The organism is Desulfobacterales bacterium (assembly GCA_034003325.1).
In the GTDB taxonomy this organism is placed as follows: Bacteria; Desulfobacterota; Desulfobacteria; order Desulfobacterales; family JAFDDL01; genus JAVEYW01.
Genome location: JAVEYW010000010.1, coordinates 1 through 20,208, shown reverse-complemented (window position 1 = coordinate 20,208; position 20,208 = coordinate 1). Strand labels below are relative to the sequence as shown.

Annotated in this window: 11 protein-coding genes; 4 read left to right on the top strand and 7 right to left on the bottom strand. The window is 51.1% G+C overall.

What is annotated here, in order from left to right:
- Position 1: 1 nt before the first annotated feature.
- From RBT11_11780 to RBT11_11750, 7 genes are all read right to left on the bottom strand, one after another.
- Positions 2–1,273 (bottom strand): hypothetical protein, encoded by a 1,272-nt coding sequence (locus tag RBT11_11780; protein ID MDX9787453.1) that lies wholly within the window; start codon positions 1,271–1,273, stop codon positions 2–4.
- A 161-nt stretch (positions 1,274–1,434) separates the two neighbouring features.
- Positions 1,435–2,529: a response regulator gene (locus tag RBT11_11775; protein MDX9787452.1), complete on the bottom strand. Its 1,095-nt coding sequence runs from the start codon at positions 2,527–2,529 to the stop codon at positions 1,435–1,437.
- A 102-nt stretch (positions 2,530–2,631) separates the two neighbouring features.
- The gene (locus RBT11_11770; GenBank protein ID MDX9787451.1) at positions 2,632–9,108 is read right to left on the bottom strand and encodes an SDR family oxidoreductase; all 6,477 of its coding nucleotides are present in this window, start codon (positions 9,106–9,108) and stop codon (positions 2,632–2,634) included.
- Between the two features lie 10 nt (positions 9,109–9,118).
- A complete protein-coding gene (locus RBT11_11765) occupies positions 9,119–10,783 on the bottom strand; it encodes a PfaD family polyunsaturated fatty acid/polyketide biosynthesis protein (protein MDX9787450.1) in 1,665 nt (554 codons plus the stop codon).
- 561 nt (positions 10,784–11,344) lie between these two features.
- Entirely contained in the window at positions 11,345–12,241 is an 897-nt protein-coding gene (gene xerD, locus RBT11_11760; GenBank protein MDX9787449.1) for a site-specific tyrosine recombinase XerD, read from the bottom strand.
- Positions 12,242–12,296: 55 nt separating this feature from the next.
- Complete coding sequence (locus RBT11_11755) at positions 12,297–13,412, bottom strand: aminopeptidase P family protein (protein ID MDX9787448.1); 1,116 nt, start codon at positions 13,410–13,412, stop codon at positions 12,297–12,299.
- 305 nt (positions 13,413–13,717) lie between these two features.
- On the bottom strand, positions 13,718–14,083 hold the full coding sequence (locus RBT11_11750; protein MDX9787447.1) for a hypothetical protein: 366 nt from the start codon (positions 14,081–14,083) through the stop codon (positions 13,718–13,720).
- Here RBT11_11750 and RBT11_11745 point away from each other — a divergent pair.
- The 4 genes from RBT11_11745 to RBT11_11730 all read left to right on the top strand — a co-directional run bounded on the left by RBT11_11745 (position 14,070) and on the right by RBT11_11730 (position 20,041).
- Positions 14,070–15,284, top strand: coding sequence for a TolC family protein (locus RBT11_11745; protein MDX9787446.1), 1,215 nt, complete (start codon positions 14,070–14,072; stop codon positions 15,282–15,284). The genes RBT11_11750 and RBT11_11745 overlap by 14 nt on opposite strands.
- Complete coding sequence (locus tag RBT11_11740) at positions 15,284–17,395, top strand: type I secretion system permease/ATPase (GenBank protein MDX9787445.1); 2,112 nt, start codon at positions 15,284–15,286, stop codon at positions 17,393–17,395. The genes RBT11_11745 and RBT11_11740 overlap by 1 nt, the downstream gene beginning before the upstream one ends.
- Positions 17,396–17,657: 262 nt before the next feature.
- Positions 17,658–18,974 carry an HlyD family type I secretion periplasmic adaptor subunit gene (locus RBT11_11735; protein MDX9787444.1) on the top strand — a complete coding sequence of 439 codons (1,317 nt, stop codon included), beginning with the start codon at positions 17,658–17,660 and terminating at the stop codon, positions 18,972–18,974.
- Between the two features lie 476 nt (positions 18,975–19,450).
- Positions 19,451–20,041, top strand: coding sequence for a hypothetical protein (locus tag RBT11_11730; protein MDX9787443.1), 591 nt, complete (start codon positions 19,451–19,453; stop codon positions 20,039–20,041).
- Positions 20,042–20,208 lie beyond the last annotated feature (167 nt).

The following is a 20,208-nucleotide window of genomic DNA, read 5'->3' as shown; positions in this document are numbered from 1 at the left end:
TCTATGTGACTGGTGAGGCCAACACCTCTGTTCGGCCGTTATGGACCTCAAAACGAAAAAGAATTTCCTTGCATCGGTATCTTTCACATAGGTGTTGATGATTTTCCGAGATAAAGGAATAAAACAACGGCTCTTCATTTTCAAACGGCTTTAACCCGGCGGTTTCCTGGTAATACCGGTACTCTTCGTACAGTTTTTTCATCAGCTCTTTTTGGGTGGCCGGATGTTTGAGCTGCAACGTCTGATCCGGAGTTGCCGCGCCGGATTGGGGCGGCTGCCGGGAGTCGCCGGTGTATAACATTTCACCATAAAGAAGCGCATAGAGCTGACCGAATTTTTCATCGGTAATCAGAACGCAATTCATCTGAAGTTCGGGATAAAGCGATTTTAACCCGTGCATGCTCCATATGTTGGCCGGATTGGACACGGCCAGCGTAAGGTTGTTCCCGCTTTGAAACAAGGGAAGGATGCGATTTTCCAGGGCATATCCCTGTCCGACAAACTCTCGCAACGCCATTTTCTGCTTTTCGTAATATACATACCCGTCCAGTTTTTGAAACGGCGTATTGTACTGAATTGAAAGGGTAAAATAGAGTTGTTCAACAGCAACGTAGCGTCTTTTAAGCAGTATTTTACCGAGGGACAGATTGCTTGCGGATTGCTCGGAAAGCGCTTCTTTGAGCTGTGTTTCCGTCAGCAGCTCCTGCAATAAAAGAATTTGCCCCAATTTCAAATCCTGGCTGAATTTGCGAAACACATGGTTCAGTTCCGAAAGGGTGACCAGATTGCGGTCATAGAGAATTTCACAAACCGATTTTTGATGGGATTTCAGTTTGAGCGCACGCTCCAAGTCCAGTTCGCTGATAAGACCGAGGCTGATGGCAAGCTTTGCAAAGTCGATGCTTTCCAAGGTGCGCTGCAGCAGCACTTTGCGATCGTTTTCGGTCAGATAGCCCTTGTGGACCAGCATAACGCTTAACGGATTGGCGGCGTCGCCGTTGCGTTGGCACTCATTCAACTGTTCACGGGAAAACAATCCTTTTTCAAGGCCGATGGCGGCGATTTTCTCTTGCGTCTTTTTATCTCTCAGCAGTCGCTTGAACTCATCCTGTGGCAAATTAGCGATGTCGCTGATGAGCAACCCGATCGGTTTTTGAGCGCGGACAAGGTTTTGCTGCCGGGTTTCCTTTGCGGATGCCATGTCCTCCGGTGTGACAAAACCTTCCTTTAGCAGCTTGTTTTCCAACTCCGAATATGCTTTTCCGCCGTCCATCTTCAGAAACCTCCCCGCCTGTTTTTTGCGACGCCAATTCAGAGCCCTTATCGAAAAATACATGCAAAAACATGCATGTTTTTATTTGTAGGATGAGGTTGCTACCCCCTTAAGCCTTATAGCTTCCCAGCCTCCCAGCTTCCCAGCTTTTCCAGGTTAGGCTATTCCTTTAGGTCTTCCTCATCCTTTATTCTGGCAGCTTCCATCAATATGTGCATTAACGGCCGATGAATTCCAACTTCTTTTTTCCGGCCGATGTTTTCAATTTCAATGACGGCATTTTTCCAATTGATAATCTCGCAGGCAGCGGCCTCATTGGTCAGCTTCTCAGTCTCTGCGCCGATCAGTCTGCCTTTTTGAAAAAACAGCAACCCCAACTTTTCGCCCGATCGTACTTGCAATGTGCATGTTTTTTCCTCCATTTCAAGCATTTGAAGGAAGGATGCCGTGCCGATGCCGTCAATTTGACCTCTTGGCGCCGAATGCAGTGCGTCTTTTATGGTGTTGATAACGGCAGTGGTGTCAATCGGTTTTTCAAAGCATCCGGCCGCGCCGACCGCTTTAATTTCCTGATGCATCTCAGCGGCGGATTGCCAGGTCATGAGGAACCCCTCTACTTCAGAAAAATTTTCATGAACCGCCGCCAACAAATCGATTCCATTCATTTCCGGCATATCCTTATCCGCAAGGATGATATCGATTTTCAAAAGATTTAAAATGGTCAGGGCGACCTGGCCGTTTTCGGCCGTCAGCACCTCAAACTGACCGGTTGCGTGCAGGGCCGCAGACAATACGGAGAGCACTTCGGGATCATTATCGACGACCAGAACTTTTTTTCGAAAGCGTTGGTCCGGAATATTTTGATTCGATTTTAACAGTTGATTGTTTTTATGATACTGCTCAAGCCCGGCCTGAATGGCTTTTTCAAGTACATGAATTTTGCAGGGTTTGGTCAGAAAGCGAAAGATATACCCTTTGTTTAGGGCGTTAATGGAGGCATCCAGATTGGCATGGCCAGTCAGCATGATGAAAACGCTTTGGGGCGCCGCCTGCCTTGCTTGTTCGAGAAATTCGAACCCGTCCATGCCGGGCATGACGAGATCCGAGATGATGACCGCATAGGGCCCCTTGTCGGATATAACGTTAAGGCCTTCCGGACCGCTGCCCGCGATATCGACCTGGAATGTTTTGCGAAGGCGGCGCTGGTTCGCCTGAAGCAGGTTCATATCATCGTCGACAAACAATACTTTGCTCATGTATCGTCTCCAGGTGCGGGTATAATGGATACCATCGTCGAAAGGACATGATTGAAACAGTAAGGCGTTGAGCGGTATTCATACCATGGGTGAACGGTTTACTCAACTGGCTATTTTGTCGGGTTTAAAAGACTTATACAGGGAGGTGTCCGCAATTGCCTCATACCCGCCGAGTGTGGCAACCACAGTGTGGTCGGCGTCAACAAAGGTGATGTCGCCGATCATTTTATGCCGGGATCGGCTTGTCACCTCCAATACCGCAGTCACGCCGTCTTTTGGAAACTCCCGGCAAAACTGCCTGTAGGATGCGGTATAGCTGGGCAGCGACACTGCGCCGAGATATTCGTAACACCAGACGCAGGCCATTTGAAACGCGCTATCCAGCGCCAGCGGATCACTGATCCAACGGGTGCGCAGGGGATTTACCATCCACTTTTCAGGCTTGGGCGCAGCAGCGATTTTGGCGGCCATGCCCTGTTCGGAAAGGCCGATGATCTGTTGCAAGCCTTGCAGGGCCACGCCATGAAAAAGGATGGTCTCATAGACTTCCTGAACGGATTTTTCATAAGGCGCAAAACAGGAGATAAATGTAGGCGCGATCATCGGTGCTTCGCAGACTTTCGAAGATAGCACCGCTTTGGCGCGAGAGTGAATCACATCTTTTCCGTCTTTGACGCCGTTTCGAATCTCCACATTCACCTCATAGACATCGCCTTTTTTCCGCGCTTTGCCCGCCATGAGGCGAATCGTTTTGGTGTCGTGTTCCAGTCGAATGCCTTTTAGCAGGCGTAAATCGTCCAGCCCGTGCAAGTAAAGCCCGGGATTGCCGTGCATGGCGCCGTGGCCGATCCATTCCGCGATGAGCGCAAAAGGAACCACCGGGATGCCGTCCAACTGGTGGGACTGCAGCACGGGCAAACGTTGGACATCGATTTCCCGCTTAAAGAGCAAGGATAAATCAGCGGGTGCTGAATGCGTCGAGGGCAACCGGATTGTTTTTCCCCGATGATCCTCGGTGACCGTGCTATGGCCTTCAAGTGCGGCGCCCAACACGATTTGTGCGGGGGCCGTTCCGGGCCGTGTCATCTCTCTTACCAGGCAGCGCGCGCCGGCTGCCATGGGGATAAGGTCTATGCCGCGTTTGGTGAACTCGCGCTTTAACGCGTCGGTTACCATGCCGCCGTCCCAGGGCCCCCAGTTAATGGAGATCGTGCGGCAGGACGGTCGCTGAAAGGCCTCGATCTCAGCCATCTTGTTGAGCATTTCGTTGGCCATGGCATAGTCCGCCTGGCCCCGGTTGCCGAAACGGGCGGCGACGGATGAGAAAAAGACGACATATCTTAGCGGGTCCGCTTTCGTGCAGACGAGCAGGTTCTGCGCCCCCCGAATTTTGGTGTCAAACACGCGCGAGATCTGCTCAGGTGTTTTATCCACGATCAGCCGGTCTTCCAATACACCGGCGCCGTGAAGAATGCCGGTGACGGGGCCGTGAATCGCGCGCACTTTTTCAAGAACGGTGGTCACTTCGGCCTCATGACGGACATCCAACTGAAAATAGTGGACTTGAGCGCCCGTGGCGTTGATTCTGTCGATGTTCTGCGAGATTTCGCGGTTGGCCGCATACCGGGAATAGATCGCTTCTACGGCTCGGGGTGACGGCGTTTGTTGATTGAATTCGTGGGAGATGACGGCTTTTTTGATTTCGGCGGCGGTTGTTAATCCGGATAGCCAAGCCGGCTCCAAAAAGGGCGGCTCGGATCGTCCCAGCAGCACCAGCGTCGGTGTTGCGGTTTGGGCCAACGCAAAGGCCGATGCGGCGGTGACCCCGCGGCCGCCGCCCGTTATCACGAAGACATCGGATGACGTGATGACCCCTTCATTCCCATCGCCCGGTGCATCGGGCGCGGATGAAAGGCAGAGCGAGATGATTCCGCTCGGGGTCAGGCCGGTTTCCGTCTGATGCCGGCGGGATTCATTCATTAGCTCGGTTGCAATATGGATGGCCAGTTCCCGGGTTTCAGCCCAGTCCGGAGAGACATCGATGGCGCGGCAGATCACTTTTTCCCACTCGATAGCGGCGGTTTTAACGAGCCCGGCCAATGCGCCCATCGCGGGTTTGGTCATGCCGTTTCCACCAAAGCCAAAGGCGCCGTCCATGAACGTGATGGCTGCAAACAGAGCGGATCGCGTTTCAGCCGCGGCTGTCAGGGTGGATGCGGCACAGCGCGTTAGAAAAAACCACGATTTCAGTGTTTCGATATCCAGCGGATCCATGCCGTTATCAGAAAGGCGCCCGGCATCCGGAATCATTACAAGGCCGCATGCATCGGCGGGAAATGCCTCTGTTTTAAGTATCTCTTGAACGGCATCGGCGGAAAGGGCTTGGGCCGATTGCCCCAAATCGCAAAACGCGGCTGCAAGCGCATCTGAAAGCCCTGATGCGTCGGCCGTAATGTACAGGGTGCCGTTTGAATCGATGGGGCGAACCGATACCGGTTGAAAGGAACATTTTTCCAAACGGACAACAGATCTTGCCACAGTCGTTGTTCCGTCATCGGACGTGTTTCCCGGCGTTACTGGGTCTTTGTCGACGGTGGCGGATGGGGCGGTTTTAGGGGAGGTATCGACTTGACCGGGCGCGGAAAGATGGTGAACGATTTGCGCAAGCGTTTTTAGTCGTCCCATGGTTTCGGGCTGAACCCGGGGCAAGCCGGGTATGGTTTCCGCAAGAGAAGATAAAATCTCCACACGCTTGATGGAATCGATTCCCAAATCCGCTTCAATATCCATTTCAAGTTCCAGCATCTCTCGGGGATAACCGGTGAGCCGGCTGACCACCTGCATGAGGGCTTCCTCAAGATCGCTGGTGGGGATACCCGGTGGTGTCGCTTTATTTTCAGGTGGCGCGGCCGGTTTCGAATCTTTCTTCTTTGTCTTTCCGTGAGTTTGGGATAGATGATCGACGATTTGGCCCAGCGTTTTCAGCCGTCCCATTATTTCGGGTTGAACCGGTGGAAGTCCGGGCAGGGATTCCGCCAGCGTGGAAAGGATTTCCACGCGCTTGATGGAATCGATACCGAGATCCGATTCGATGTCCATATCCAGATTCAGCATGTCTTCCGGATATCCTGTAAGTTTACTGACAATGGCCAGCAGATGGCCTGCGATATCGTTTTTCTCGGCGGTTTCTTCAGGGGCGGCTTGCACGGCAACCGTTTGCAGCGCAGCCGGTATAACAGCCTTGGTATTCGGCTTTGATTCCAAAGGGGTTTCTGGTATGGGCATCGGTCTGCTTGCCGGAACGGGAATAGCGGTGGAAACGGTTTGATCGGTTTTGGGCGCTTTTTCAGTTGGCGTGGTTCGGGGGCGGGGAATGCCATGGCCCTGAATAAAACCGGTCATTTGCCGGGCGCTATCCATCATTTCCTTTAACGCCCTGCCGGCTTCGGCTTGCGTATCGAGGAATTTTTGATGGGTTTCGGCGGTTTTCATCTGAAGGGCTTGCATGGATTTTAGCCCTTGTTCCGCCACGCGAAGCGCGTTTTCGATGGTAGAAGCAGGAGGATAGCCCGTATTCGGCGAGAGCAGGGGATGTTGACCCGTGGACGTTGATTGCGTTGGGGATATGTGCATGTCGTTTGTTTTGATTTCCATGGTGTCCGGTATCGGTTCGCGCACCGGCAACACCGGCCTGGAGAGCGCAGGTGTGCCGGACGCGGATAATTTGGGGGTTTCGGGTTTGCTTGACCGGATGTTCGCACCGGTCAGCGTTACATTCATTTTGGGCCTTGCGGGTCTGGTGACAGGATCTTCCCACTGGTTGAGAGCGATCGAATACCCGAGCGCGCCGAGGCGACACAGCACGGTTGCCAGATCCATGACCCCGTTGCGCTTGCCGGAGGAGCTGTCCAGGGAAATAATGTTTACAGCGGCTTCCTTCAGAATGGATTTACAAAGGCCGGCCAGCACGGACTTGGGGCCCACTTCAAGAATCGTTCGGACCCCGTCTTTTTGCATGTTCTGAATATTTTTTATGAATTCAACCGGTTTGACAAGTTGATCGCTCAAGCGTTGCCGGGCGATGGCGGAATCTTTCGGATAGGGTCGCCCATCCGTATTGGCATATACCCGCACCTTGGTCGGGGTGAAGGTGATTCCGGCCAGCGCCGATTCAAAGGGCTTGCAGGCCGATGCCATCAACGGGCTGTGAAAAGCGGCCGAAACCGGCAACCGTTTGGTCTTATAGCGCCAGTCGCGGCATTTGGTTTCAGCCAGGGTGACAGCCGCCGCGGGCCCGGACAATACGCCCTGTTCCGGGCTGTTTCGGTTGGCTATCACCACATCGACCTGGGCTTCTTCCAACCGATTGGCGAGCTCGTTCAAGGGGCCCAATACCGCCATCATGGTGCCGGCATCGTGGTCTTTGCCGTTACTGGCGGCAGCCATGCATTGACCTCGGCGAATGGAGAGAGTGTGCAGTGACGGCTCATCGCACCAGCCGGCCGCGCAAAGGGCCGTAAGTTCTCCGAAGCTGTGGCCGCCCGCGACATCCGGTTGAACGTTAAATCGTTGCAGCACGCGCCACATGGCCAGGCTGACCGCGCCGATGGCCGGTTGCGCATTATCCGTTGAGCGCAGACGGGAATCGAATTCAAGCGCTTTTTCCTCGGAAGCGGTATCGAATGGAAAAATAATGTCACTCAGTCGATTCCCCTGCGGGTTGGATTGTTGAAAAAGGTTGTCCGCGGACGCCAGGACAGCCAGGGCTTCCGGAAAGGTGCAGATTAGATCGTTGCCCATGCCGGTATACTGGCTTCCCTGACCCGGAAACAGAACGGCCATTTTTCCCGTAACAGGTCCGCAACCATAGAAAATATTCGGCAATTGCCAGGAATGGTCCGGTGGATTGCCGTTCAGCGCATTAATGGCCGCGGTGAACAAATTCGACAGTTTTTCAGCATCGAAGCGGGGCATTTCAATTGCCATCAATAACCGAAACGGTGCCTCAGCGGAAAACCGCTTTCTGGACTCATAGGCCTCAACCGCCAAATCAATGGACGTCCAGCCGGCTTTGGCGCTTTTGGTGAGTTCGGTGAGTTGCGATGTCAGAAGATCGTGCGCGGGCGCGCAAAACGATAGAATTTCAACCGTTCCGTCCCAGGACACGGCCTGTTTTTGCGGTTGGTATTCTTCGAGTACGACATGAAAATTACTCCCCCCGAATCCGAAACTGCTGACGCCAGCACGCCGGGGAGAATCGGAGGTTGTCACCCACGGTCGCGATTGTTGGTTCAGGTAAAACGGGCTTTCTTCCATGCCGAGCCTGGGATCGGCCGTTTCTGCCTTCAGAGTGGGGGGCAGTACTTTATGATACAGCGCCAATGCCGTTTTGATCAGAGCGGCAGACCCTGCCGCCGCCTTGGAATGGCCGATCTGGGATTTCACGGACCCTATGGCGCACCGGCGTCCGTTGGGCGTTGATTTGCCAAAAACATTTTTAAGGGTTTGAAATTCCACCTGATCACCGACGCGTGTGCCGGTGCCGTGCGCCTCGATCAATTCGACGGTGTTCGGGGAAATATCGGCCAGCGCATAGGCTGTGCGAAGGGCTTTTTCCTGGCCTTCGGATCTCGGCGCATAAATGCTCTGGGATCTGCCGTCACTGGATGAGCCGAGGGCCCGTATGAGGGCATAAATCCGATCGCCGTCCCGCTCCGCATCGGGCAGCCGTTTTAAGACCAGCATGCCGAGTCCTTCCCCGAGCAGCGTGCCGTCGGCATCTTTTGAAAAGGGACGGATATCTTCCGTGGGGCTTAAGATAAATGTGCTGGAAAAGCACATGTGCATGAAAATATCGTTTAACAGATCCACCCCGCCGGCAATCACCATATCCGAGCGGCTGGTGGTGAGTTCCAGCAAAGACAGGTGAAGGGCGCTCATGGAGCTGGCGCACGCCGCATCCACGACGCAATTGGTGCCGCCCAAATCCAGCCGGTTACAGATTCTGCCGGCCACCACGTTGCCCAAAAGTCCCGGAAAGGAGTTTTCCTGCCACGGTACGTAAGCCGCTGCGATATCCCGGGTGATTTGCTCAATTTTATCGGCGGGGATATCGGCCGCTTGCAAGGCCCGTCGCCAGTGCGGGTGTCCCAGGCGCGCGCCCAGCGGAATAGCCAGTTCCTGCGTGCCGGTGGCGCCCAGTATGACACTTGTTCGATCGCGGTCAAAGGGTTTGCCGTCAAGGTATCCCGCATCGTTGAGGGCCGCTTTGGCTGTCAGCAGGCTGAGCAGTTGAGAGGTGTCCGTGGCCTCCAGGTTGGCTGGCGGAATACCAAATTCAGTTGGATCAAAGCTGACCGGGGGTAAAAATCCGCCCCGTCGGCAATACACATGATCCGGCCGCTTGGGGTCTTTATCGTAATAGTCCGCTACGGACCAATGGGTTGCAGGGACGATCTCGATGCCGTCTTGCCCGTGATAGATAAGACGCCAGAAGTCCTTGAGCGCGGATGATTTGGCAAACATGCACCCCATGCCGATGATGGCGATGGGAATTTGCGGGTATTTAATATCGGTCATTTGAATTCAATCAGTCCCTTAGCTCGGTTAACAGGCCATTCAGGGTTTCAAGGGGCAGGGGTGTAAAGTTCGTTTCTTCGGGCTGCAAGTGAATCCCCTGGTTGCTTAGCCAGTTTAACCGGGTGATCATGGCGGCGCCGACAAGCAGATTCTTGGCGACGGTCACCACATTTCGATTTTCGGGTCTCTCCAGAAATGATCCCTTGGTCCATTCATTAAACGCGCCGATGGCCGGTCCGCACCAGATCTGATAATCCATTTGCCGCGCTGAATTCCCCGATGTCGCCCATCGGCAGGATTGCCCCAGGTAAGAGCGAAACACCAGGGCCATTTTATGTTTGGGATCTTGTTCAGCCAATGGAATCTGGCCGGGATCACGTTTCAGGAAAAAGGCGCGGGTCTGCTCCCATTCCGCCTCGATGGATTTGTGAAAACAGGTTTTTTCCAGCATGGCCCGCTGCGAAGCGGGAATATGGTCAAGACTTTCACAGGCATTGTAAATTTCGTAAAGCTTGGCTGCTCGCAAGGGGAACATCGTTCCCCGTTTGAGGACCTGCACCTTGACCCCCATCTCAAACATGTCCGCCGAGGGCGTCATGGCGACATCCGCCTGGCCGGCTTCGGCCAGCAGATGGCGCACCGTGTCCGATGTGCCGGATTCCACACAAGCCTGGTTTACGGTGCCCGTCAGCACATAGGCCGCGCCCATGGCAAAAGCAGCGGCCGTGGAATGAGGCGTGGCTATTCCGCCGGCAAGACCGACGCACAAGGGCCGTGAATACCCATACCGTGCCTGAAGTTCGTTTCGAAGCGCCAGCATGGTCGGCAGCAAGGCGATGGCAGCACGGTTATCCGTATGCCCGCCCGAGTCGGCTTCAGCCGTCAGATCATGCGCCACCGGAATAAACTGAGATAGGTCCGCCTCCTCGCGAGTAATCAACTTTTCACTTAAAAGCTGATCAACCAATTTGCCCGGCGGCGGTGAAAAAAATTTACGGGCTACCTCGACGCGGGATACCTTGGCCACCACTTTGTTGGGGCAGATAATCCGCCCCTGCGGGTCGCGGTGAATTCCCCTGAGCCGGTAATGCACCAGGGGCAGGGTCAGGTCCATATAAGCCGCGGCACTGACGCGCCGAACCCCTTTTCGCAAATAAAGGGCCACCGTCGCTTTTTCAAGTTCAGGGTCAAAAGGACTGTGAATAAGATTAAACCCATAGGGGTGCCCGTTCAGTTGCGCTTGCACGTCAACCACCGCGGCTTCGATTTCATCAATCGTCAATCCGCCGGCGCCGAAAAAGCCGATCATGCCGGCTTTTCCCATGGCGGCTACCATGTTGACGGAGGTGATGGCGTTTGCCATGGCGCCGGCCACATAAGGATATTTGAGCTGATGTTCGGATTTGAAAATGGCATCGCCAAAGTTTTCAGGCCACAGGGCAGGGGCATATCCCAGCAGGGGGAAGCCTGATGCATCCTGCATCTTGCCGATCACGGCACACCCCTGTTGAAACACCGCCGGTTTTCCCTTGACATCCACCAGGAACATCGGATGAGTAATCCGAAGCGCCGCGTCATGAATCGTTGTCTCCCCGCAGGGGGCGTCACCGTTTTCTTTATCGGCGCTCTTCCACCACCCCAAAAGGGTTGGTTGGGCGCCATGGAATTGAACCATCTGTTATTCCAGCTTATTGATAATTTTTTCCGGGCTAGGCGCGATGCAGCTGCTTCCCCCGGTTGCGGGCCATGGAGGGGGTGCCCGAACTGAAAAAGGCGCCGGCATTCATGGCCCAATAGTGTCATGCATGCGTCATAATGCAAGAAATTTAACGAGTTAAGCCATAAAAATAATCAAAAACGGTGGGCGTGTCAAGCAGGAAGCTCCGCGGATTTGCGGGAAAAACACTATAGGGGCAAGAATTGAACGATTAGCAAAATAATTGTGTCATAAGTCCAAGCTGAATAAATTATTTTATAACATGAATTCGAAATTATAACCGATTTTAACCGACATGCTTTGCGTCATGCGAGGTGATCCCGGATCGGAATTAATTCTTTTAGGGAATCAGAAAATGCCAATTTACCTAACGATGACGATTGCCCGCAACCCCGTAGGGGCGAACCAGTGTGTTCGCCCTTCGTAATCAGGGCGAACACACAGGTTCGCCCCTACAATGCCGACGATAATTCGAAAATGCGCATTGCATAAACGGTTTATCAAAAAATTCGGTGTCCCTTAGCCTCTGGGATGGAATTTCTCGTGCATCTTTTTCAGGTGCTCCCTGGCCACATGCGTATAGATCTGTGTGGTGGAAATATCCACATGCCCGAGCATCATTTGGACGGCCCTCAAATCCGCGCCGCCCTCCAGCAGATGGCTGGCAAAGGAATGCCGTAAACTATGAGGGGTGATTTTCTTTTTAATTCCGATGGCTAAGGCATATTGCCGCAAAAGCTTCCAAAATCCTTGCCGGGTCATGGGTTTTCCCGCTCTGGCAATAAACAGAAAATGACTTTGGTGCTGCTTCAACAACTCCGGCCTTACCGTACTCAGATAAAGTTCGATAATTTTCTGCGCGGGAATGCCGATCGGCACGACTCGCTCCTTGCTGCCTTTTCCGAATACGCGAATAAATCCGGCTTCAAGGTGGATGTCGGTCAATTTCATGTTGACGAGCTCGGACACCCGCAATCCGGCTGCGTAAAGGATCTCCAGCATGGCAGCATTTCTGACCCCTTTGGATTGGGTCATATCGGGCGCGCGAAGGAGCGATTCGATTTCCTCAAAAGAAAGAACATCCGGCAATTTAAGACCGATTTTAGGCAGCTCCACCAGACGGGCCGGATTATGATCTATCACCTTTTCCTGCACCAGAAACCGGTAAAAACTGCGAATCGCCACCAAATGGCGGGCGCGGCTTCTGGCGCTCAGTCCCTCACTGCGCAGGCGGATCAGGTGCTTTAAGATCATCGCGGTGTCCGCCGCATGAATGTCCGCGATGCCGGATTGCGTTAAAAAGTCAAGATATCTTTTGATGTCAATGGCATAGGATTCAAGGGTGTTTGTGGAAAGGCCCTTTTCGATTTGAAGGTAACTAAAAAACAGATCCGACAATTCGTTGAGACAGGGCATGGAGATCAATTCCGAGGTTAATTCTTGTTTTCCACGGATACACGCGAACCTTGATTTAAAGCAAAATCATATTGGCCGGATCCGTTTGATTTAAAATCTCGACGCTGTCGTTCGTTACGACAGCCATATTTTCAAGTCGAACGCCGCCCCAATCAGCCAGATAAATACCGGGTTCGATCGTAAACACCATACCCGGTTCCAATGGCGTGTCCCGTAGCGGGCTTAAGCGAGGCGCTTCATGAATGGCCAATCCGACGCCATGGCCGAGACCGTGCCCGAATTTTCCCTTGAAGCCCTTTTTTTCAATATGGGATCTGGCGATTTCATCCACGGCTTTGGAGCTGACACCGGGCCGGACCGCATCAGTGGCAAAGCGCTGGGCATCCAGAACCGTTTGGTAGACCTTTTTATAGGTGTCATCCGGTGGCCCGATATAGGCCATGCGGGAAATATCCGAGCAATAGCCGCCTACCCGCACGCCCCAGTCGAAAAGAATCGGCTCGCCGGCATTGATTTTCCGCTCATCCGGAATCGCATGAGGAAGCGCGCTTTTGGGGCCGGAAGCAACAATGATCGGAAATGACAAGCCATCCGCACCTGCTTCCCGAAGTCGCTTTTCCATCTCCCGGGCAATCGCCTTTTCACTCATGCCGGGACGCAGGGTCGGCACGAAATCTGAAAACACGGTTTCCGCGATGTTTAGGGCCTCTCGAATAGCGATAATTTCTTCCGGAGATTTTCGAATCCGGAAAGTCTCGACCAGCTCCACCTCGGGCATCAGCTCAATTTGCAGGTTGCCTGCCTGAAGTTGCGTTTTAATGTGGTCGTATTGCATGACGGTCATGCGAACGCTTTCAAATCCGAGTGCTTGGGTCGACAAGGATGCTAAAATAGCGGGCAGTTCCTTGGCCAGCCCCCCCTTGTATTCGATAATTTCATATAAAGGGGCTTCTTGCGTTGCCTGCAAGGTATATCTTGAATCCGTGGCAAGGATCGCCCGATTCTCAGTGATCAGAAGAACCCCGGATGATTCGTCGAATTGCGTGTCTTCTCCGGTAAAGCCACTCAGATAAAACCGGTTTTCACCCACTAGAACCAGAAAGGTGTCGAATGGCTTTTGGGCAAGGGTTTGTCGGAATTGGGTTAATCTGAATTCAAAGATGGAATTCACTTGGGCTCCTTATCTTGTCGAGGGGACACTGAGACAGCATACGGCCTATTTATCTCGAAAGGGTGCTTGAGTCAATCACCGGTCCGGTTTCGGCAGCAACGATAAGTGATCGGTTCAATGAATTTTACCAAGCAGGGGCGCGCTGCGTCCTATGGGGATGGGCGCCTGACCCCGGAGGCCATCCCCATGATATCTTCGGAGGAAAAAAGAATTGATGCTTTCAAAAAATCTGTGTTCAAAAAATCTGTTGACATTTTGATCGTCGTCAAACATAAATTGCCGAACCGTTTTCCTCAAACGGTGTTTTAGGTCATTCCAGGATAGTCGGGTTGCGTTGTTACGGTAAGGCTGGTGGGTTGTTGTTTTGAAGTTGATATAGGGCTGACATTTGGAACGGTCTTCATCCATTCGAGAGCCCCCCTTAAATAAATTTCGATCGAGTGTTCCTTTTGTTGCAAACCATGTTTCGTTGAAGGATGCATCGGGGAAAGCGCTGCCTTCGTCAGGAGGCGCTTCGGGCTTGATGCCATGAGCCCAGCATCGTGTTCCGAAAAAATGGCTGAAATGAAGATGGCACCTAAGGTTGCGGTTCTATTGTTGTTGGTATTCTTTCCATTCAATACTTGGGCGGGAGAAAGGATCACCCTTGACCAGGTAATGGATAAGGTCATTGAAAATTCCTTTGATGTAGCGATTGCCGAAAAGGACATTCAAATAAGCGAGGCGGGAAAGAGAGAAACGCTATCTCTTTACTATCCCGCAATCAAAGGAAAATGGAATTCGGAATATATAAGGGACTTAACCGGCAGCGACGGCGATCTTACATCCGTCGGCAATTCGGTATTCGGTGAACCCACCAGTTACCGAAACTCCTATACCCTCAATGCCGAGTGGCTGTTATATGATTTCGGCGCAAGGGCAAACAAGCTGGCCTTTGCGGAAAAGGATATCGCGGCAAGAAGCGTCGCCCGAATCCAGTCCATTCGGGATATAAAGCTAAAAGCCCTGCAGCTTTATACGGAGTTACTTCATATTTCCCGTGAACTGGCGGCAAAAAAAACACTTCTGGGGTTTCAAAAGGAACTGTTCTTCGCATCCGAGAGACTTCAACAGGCCGGCATGCTTTTTAAGGTCGATATGGTGGATGATATGCTCAACACCATAAAAACCGTCAACACCATCGACGAGTTGCAAGGAAAACTCCAAAAAACGCTGCATGAACTCTCCCTCTTTACGAGAGAACCCTATCAAGGCGAGAATATTGAAATAGGAGATTTTACGGAAATCAATACGGGACGAGAGCCATTTTCGGAAGAAAAGGTGCCCGAATCTCGCATCTACGAACTTGAGATTGAAAAAAAGCAAAATGAACTGGCCATATTGAAGAAAAGCTGGCTCCCGAGGTTCGATTTTTATTCGGGATATATTTGGTATGGAAAGGATACGGGTTCTTACGTGCACTCTATCGAGAATATTCAGGATCAAAATTATATAATCGGCATTTCCGCATCCTTTTCTTTTTTCAGCGGGTTTAAAACGAGGGCCCGAATTGAAAAGGTAAATTTTGAAATAGAGAAACTTAAACTAGAAAAAGACAAAAATCTCTATGAGTTAACGAAAAGGTACCGAACTACCGATCAGAGCGTTACAACGCTTGCCGAAGAGATAACTTCCCGGAAAGAGATGATTCACAAAACAACGGAAAAGCTGAGCATGGCGGAACGGTTGATGGTGGAAAAGGTGACAGGCCAAAAGGAATTTTTAAATCAAAAAATAGAACTCGCAAATGAACAATTGGCACTTCAACAGGCAGAAATAAATATCAATTCCGCAAGAATTCGACTCATGCTTCTATCAACGGGAACCCATTAATGGAAACGGCCCTTGTCTGCCTGGAACTGATCGCCAGAGTCCATCAGATAAATCTGGATTTACGGACCCTGAAAAGAGATGCAGGGATTCCCGGCGCTGACCTGAGTAAAGAGGAGCTTCTGCGGGCCGCAAAAGTACTCGGGTTTAAGGCCCGGTTGAAATCTTTTCCGCTTGAAAAACTGCTCCCAAAATACCCCACGCCGTTTATTGCCATTTTGAAGGATGAAAGCTTCGCCGTCTTTCTGAAGGCCAATGAAGCAGAGAAAACCGCACTTGTCTTTCTCCCGAGGGAAAAATCGGCAAAGCAACTGAGCTATAATGATTTTGGGCAGCTTTGGGACAATGAAAGCATAGTCTTAAAGCACAGCCTCATTTCTTCGGAAGGCACTTTCGGGTTTAAGTGGTTTTTCAACGAGATTCTGCATTACAAGCAGATTATCGGTCAGGTTTTGTTAGGGTCCTTCATCGTTCAGCTCTTCGGATTTGTGACGCCCCTTTTTACGCAGGTCATTCTTGATAAGGTGATCGTTCATCGCAGCATGACCACGCTCGATGTCCTTGCCGTCGCCTTTCTGGCCGTAATGGTCTTTGAGCTTTTTCTAAATCTTGCCAGAAACTATGTCTTTGTCCATACGGCCAAAAAAATCGACGCCAAGCTCGGCGCGAAATTATTCAAGCACCTCCTTTCGCTCCCCTACATCTATTTTGAGATGAGACAGGTGGGAAATATTGTTGCAAGGGTGCGGGAGCTGGACAATATCCGGGAATTTATCACCAACCGATGCGTTTCCGTCGTTGTGGATCTTTTTTTCTCCCTGGCCTTCGTGATGGTGATGTTTATCTACTCCGTAAAGCTGAGCCTTGTCTTTCTGGCCTTTGTGCTCCTGGTGGGGATTTTATATCTATCGGTGACACCGGAGCTTCGAAAGCGGCTTCAGCATAAATTCATCATGGCGGCCCAATCCAACTCCTATCTCGTCGAATCCGTCACCGGGATGCATACGGTAAAGTCGCTCGCGCTCGAAGGGGCCATGCAGCGAAAATGGGAGGACAATCTCGGCAAATACGTCCATTCCGGTTTTAAGCTCGCCAACATGGCCAACATCTCCGGCGCTATTTCCGGATTATTTCAGCGGCTCATGACGATTGTGGTCTTGTATCTCGGGGTAAAGCTCGTCATCGACAATCAACTGACGATCGGTCAGCTCATTGCCTTTCAGATGTTTTCCGGGCTGTTCACCGGGCCCTTCATGCGGCTTTTAAGCCTTTGGAACGAGTTTCAGCAGGCACTGTTATCCGTCGAGCGGATTGGCGACATATTGAACAATCCGCTCGAATCCAAAAAGGGCCATGACATTACGCTGGCGAAAATAAAGGGGGACCTTCGGTTTGAGAATATCTCGTTCAAGTACAACCAGAATTCCAAAGATGCCCTTTCCGGAATGAGTTTCAATATAAAGGCGGGAACCAGCGTCGGACTTGTCGGGAGAAGCGGTAGTGGCAAAAGCACCGTGACGAAACTGATCGAGCGCCTCTATATTCCCAGTGAGGGCGCCATTTACGTCGATGATATCGATCTGCGGCATATGAGCCCCTCCTGGCTCCGGTATCATATGGGGGTGGTGCTGCAGGAGGATTTTTTATTCAGCGGCACGATAAGGGAAAACATTGCGCTTCCCCGATCCGATGCCCCGATGGAAGCGATTATTGAAGTGGCTAAAATTGCCGGCGCTCATCAGTTCATCTCCGAAATGCCGATGGGCTACGACACCCTTGTCGGGGAAAGAGGCTCCACGCTCTCCGGCGGGCAAAAACAGCGCATTGCAATCGCCCGGGCGCTGATTACCAATCCCCGGATTTTTATTCTGGACGAGGCCACCTCCTCGCTCGATTACGAATCCGAGCGGCTGATTCAGAAAAATCTTTCCAAAATCATCAAGGGCCGCACCACCTTTATCGTGGCGCACCGGCTCTCGACGGTTAAAAACTGCGATATCATTATCGCCCTTGATAACGGAAAGATCGTTGAAAGTGGGACTCATGAGGCGTTGATGCGGAAGAAGGGGTATTATTGGCAGCTTTGTATGATGCAGGAGGGGGAGGGGCTGTAAGGGCAGTATTCAGGATTCAGGAGCCAGTATCCAGGAGCCGGAATGTGGTATCCAGAATAGGATAGTTGCGCACCCGAAGTATAGAATCTGGAGCCTAACTCAAAGGTACCCGATTCCGACGTCAGGACCACATCCACCTGAATCCAGTGCCCGGAATCTGATTGTCGATTCCCAAAATCCAGTTTTTTGCTCCGGACTTCTGAATACCACATTCCGGCTCCTGGATACTGGCTCCTGGATACCGTTTCCGAAGGAAACGCTCATGTTCAAACTATTCGAAAAAGACGACAGCCACGAATTCCTCCCCATCATGGCGGAAATAGAAGAGGAACCCCAAAACCCGCTGGGAAGCGTGATTTTCTGGATTATCGTGGGCGCCATGGCCTTTTTTGTGATCTGGATGTGTGTGGGGAAAGTGGATGTGGTCATTACCGCGCGGGGAACCGTCATACCGGAAGGAGATGTCAAAATTATCCAGCCGCTTGAAACCGGCGTTGTCAGTGCGATTCTTTGCAAAGAAGGGGATTTTGTCAAAGAAAAGCAGGTACTAATTGAGATAGACCCGTCCATTACCGAGCCGGAGCTGAAATCGAAGAAAAAAAGCCTTCAGTACCTCCAGCTCGAAAAATCAAGAATCAATTCGCTTCTGGGGAGCAAGCCGTTTCATCCGGAAGACAAGGGACAGGATTCGGAAACCTTGAACATCCAGCGGCAATTGTATGATGCCGCCTCCGGTAGCCTTCAAAAACAGCTTGAAGCCAAAAAGGCGGAGCTGGATCGGGTTGGTGAAGACATTAACGCTGCCCGAAAAGACAAAAAATACAATGAGGATATGCTGGTTATCTCCTTGGAAAAGGAGGCGCGGTTAAAAAATGTTTTGGATATCATTCCCAAGAATGAATATGAAAAAACGCTCAATGATATTTTAACCTTCAAAAATAATATCGAACAGCTTGATCATAAATTGGCCCAGGCAGAATACCAGGCGGTTAGGGTCAAAAGTGAGGCGGCCACCATTGAAAAGGAGTTTAAAACAACCAGTCTGAAAGAGTATTCGGAAAGGCAAAAGCAAAGCACCGAAATTCAGGCGGAAATTGACAAGAACGCCTTTCGTAACGAAAAGCAAAGGATTCTTTCCCCCGTGGAGGGCCATATCAGCAATCTGTTTATCCATACAGTTGGAGGCGTGGTAACGCCTGCCCAGAAAATCCTCTCTGTGGTCCCGGTTGCGACCCCGCTAGTTATTAAAGCGGTTCTGCTAAATAAGGATATCGGGTTTGTCGGGGAACAATTGCCCGTCTCCATAAAGATTGACACGTTTGATTTCCAGAAGTACGGCATTCTGAAAGGAAGGGTGAGAAATATATCAAAACACAGCGTTGAAGATGAAAAACTGGGGCACGTGTATGAGGTTTTTATCCAGCCGGAAGAGAACGAGCTGATGGTTGAAGGGGAAAAAATGAAAATCAGTTCAGGCATGACCTTGACTGCGGAAGTTAAGGTGGAAAACCGAAGGATAATCGAGTTTTTTATCTATCCGATCACCAAATATCTGGATGAGGGGCTTAGTGTACGATAATAACCTGATTAATTGATAAAAAACAACGAGATATCCTATTCGAAATAACTCTTTAATAACTGTTGACATTTTTTCCGTCTTGAGTTAGGCGATTACAAGTCATTTTCCTCACACAAGTTTTTTTTATTTGTTTCAGGTCGGTTAGGCTGCGTTGTCGATGTAAAATTGGTCGGTCGTTGGTTTAAAGCTGCTATTGGGCTGAATTTCGAAGGGTGTTAATCCATTCGAGAATCCCTCTCATTAAATAAATTTCGTTCGAGTTTTACCCTTGCTCCAAACCATGTTCCACTTGGGAATGCGCAACAAAAGTTGCTGACCGTGATAGGCGGCAAATAAACAAGCAGTTGGCTTCAAAAGTTGTCTTATCAATGGCCATTGCGGCAGCACAACTTCATATACGCCAATCAAGGCAGTAATGATTGGGTTCTCGGAAGAGGCGGCAAAAGTGGTCCTGCAACAGAAGTTGGGGTAGTGTCATGCACTTTCTCATGATTTTACTTATAATTGTATTTCCAGGCGTGGCATTCGCCGATGTCGGGTTGCCTATGTTGGCAATTGTTTGGCCATTATCTGTGCCAACGATCATTCCTGTTATTGCCATTGAGAGTTGGCTCGTTCGCCGTGAACTAAATGTCGAATGGCATACAGCCATTATCCAAATGACTAAAGCGAACATTTTTTCAACCGCAGTAGGCATTCCCATCGCGTGGATTGCATCAGTTGCTCTTGAATTAATTTTAGCCTACTTGGTCATGAATCTCGCAGACTCGAAATCCTATCCCCCGTATATCGTCGGTGAAGTCGGTGCGGTAATCCTTTCTGCCCCTTGGCTTGGCCCATTCCATAGCGGACGGCACTGGATAATTCCAGTAGCAACAACAGTCCTGTTAGTTCCATTCTTTTTCGCCTCGTTTTGGGTGGAAGCCTGGTACGTTGCCCGCTCGTTACGTTCGGAGGCACCAGAGAAGGTGCGTAAAGCAGTTTGGAACGCAAACTTTCTCAGTTATTCAGCCATACTTGCTGCTTGTGTAATCTGGCTGGCGGTTGGGGTCGCTGCACATGTGTAGGCCATTTTCAGCCAGCAACCTATGACGAGAAGAATAGCTACAATGCCGTTTCCTTAACAATTTGTTTTGTATTCATAGAAAAATCGATGTTGTTTGACCCTGTGTCGCCTTGGAAATTTTCTGTTGGGTCTCACGGATTCTGTCGTCTGAATGAATATGGTTCTTAG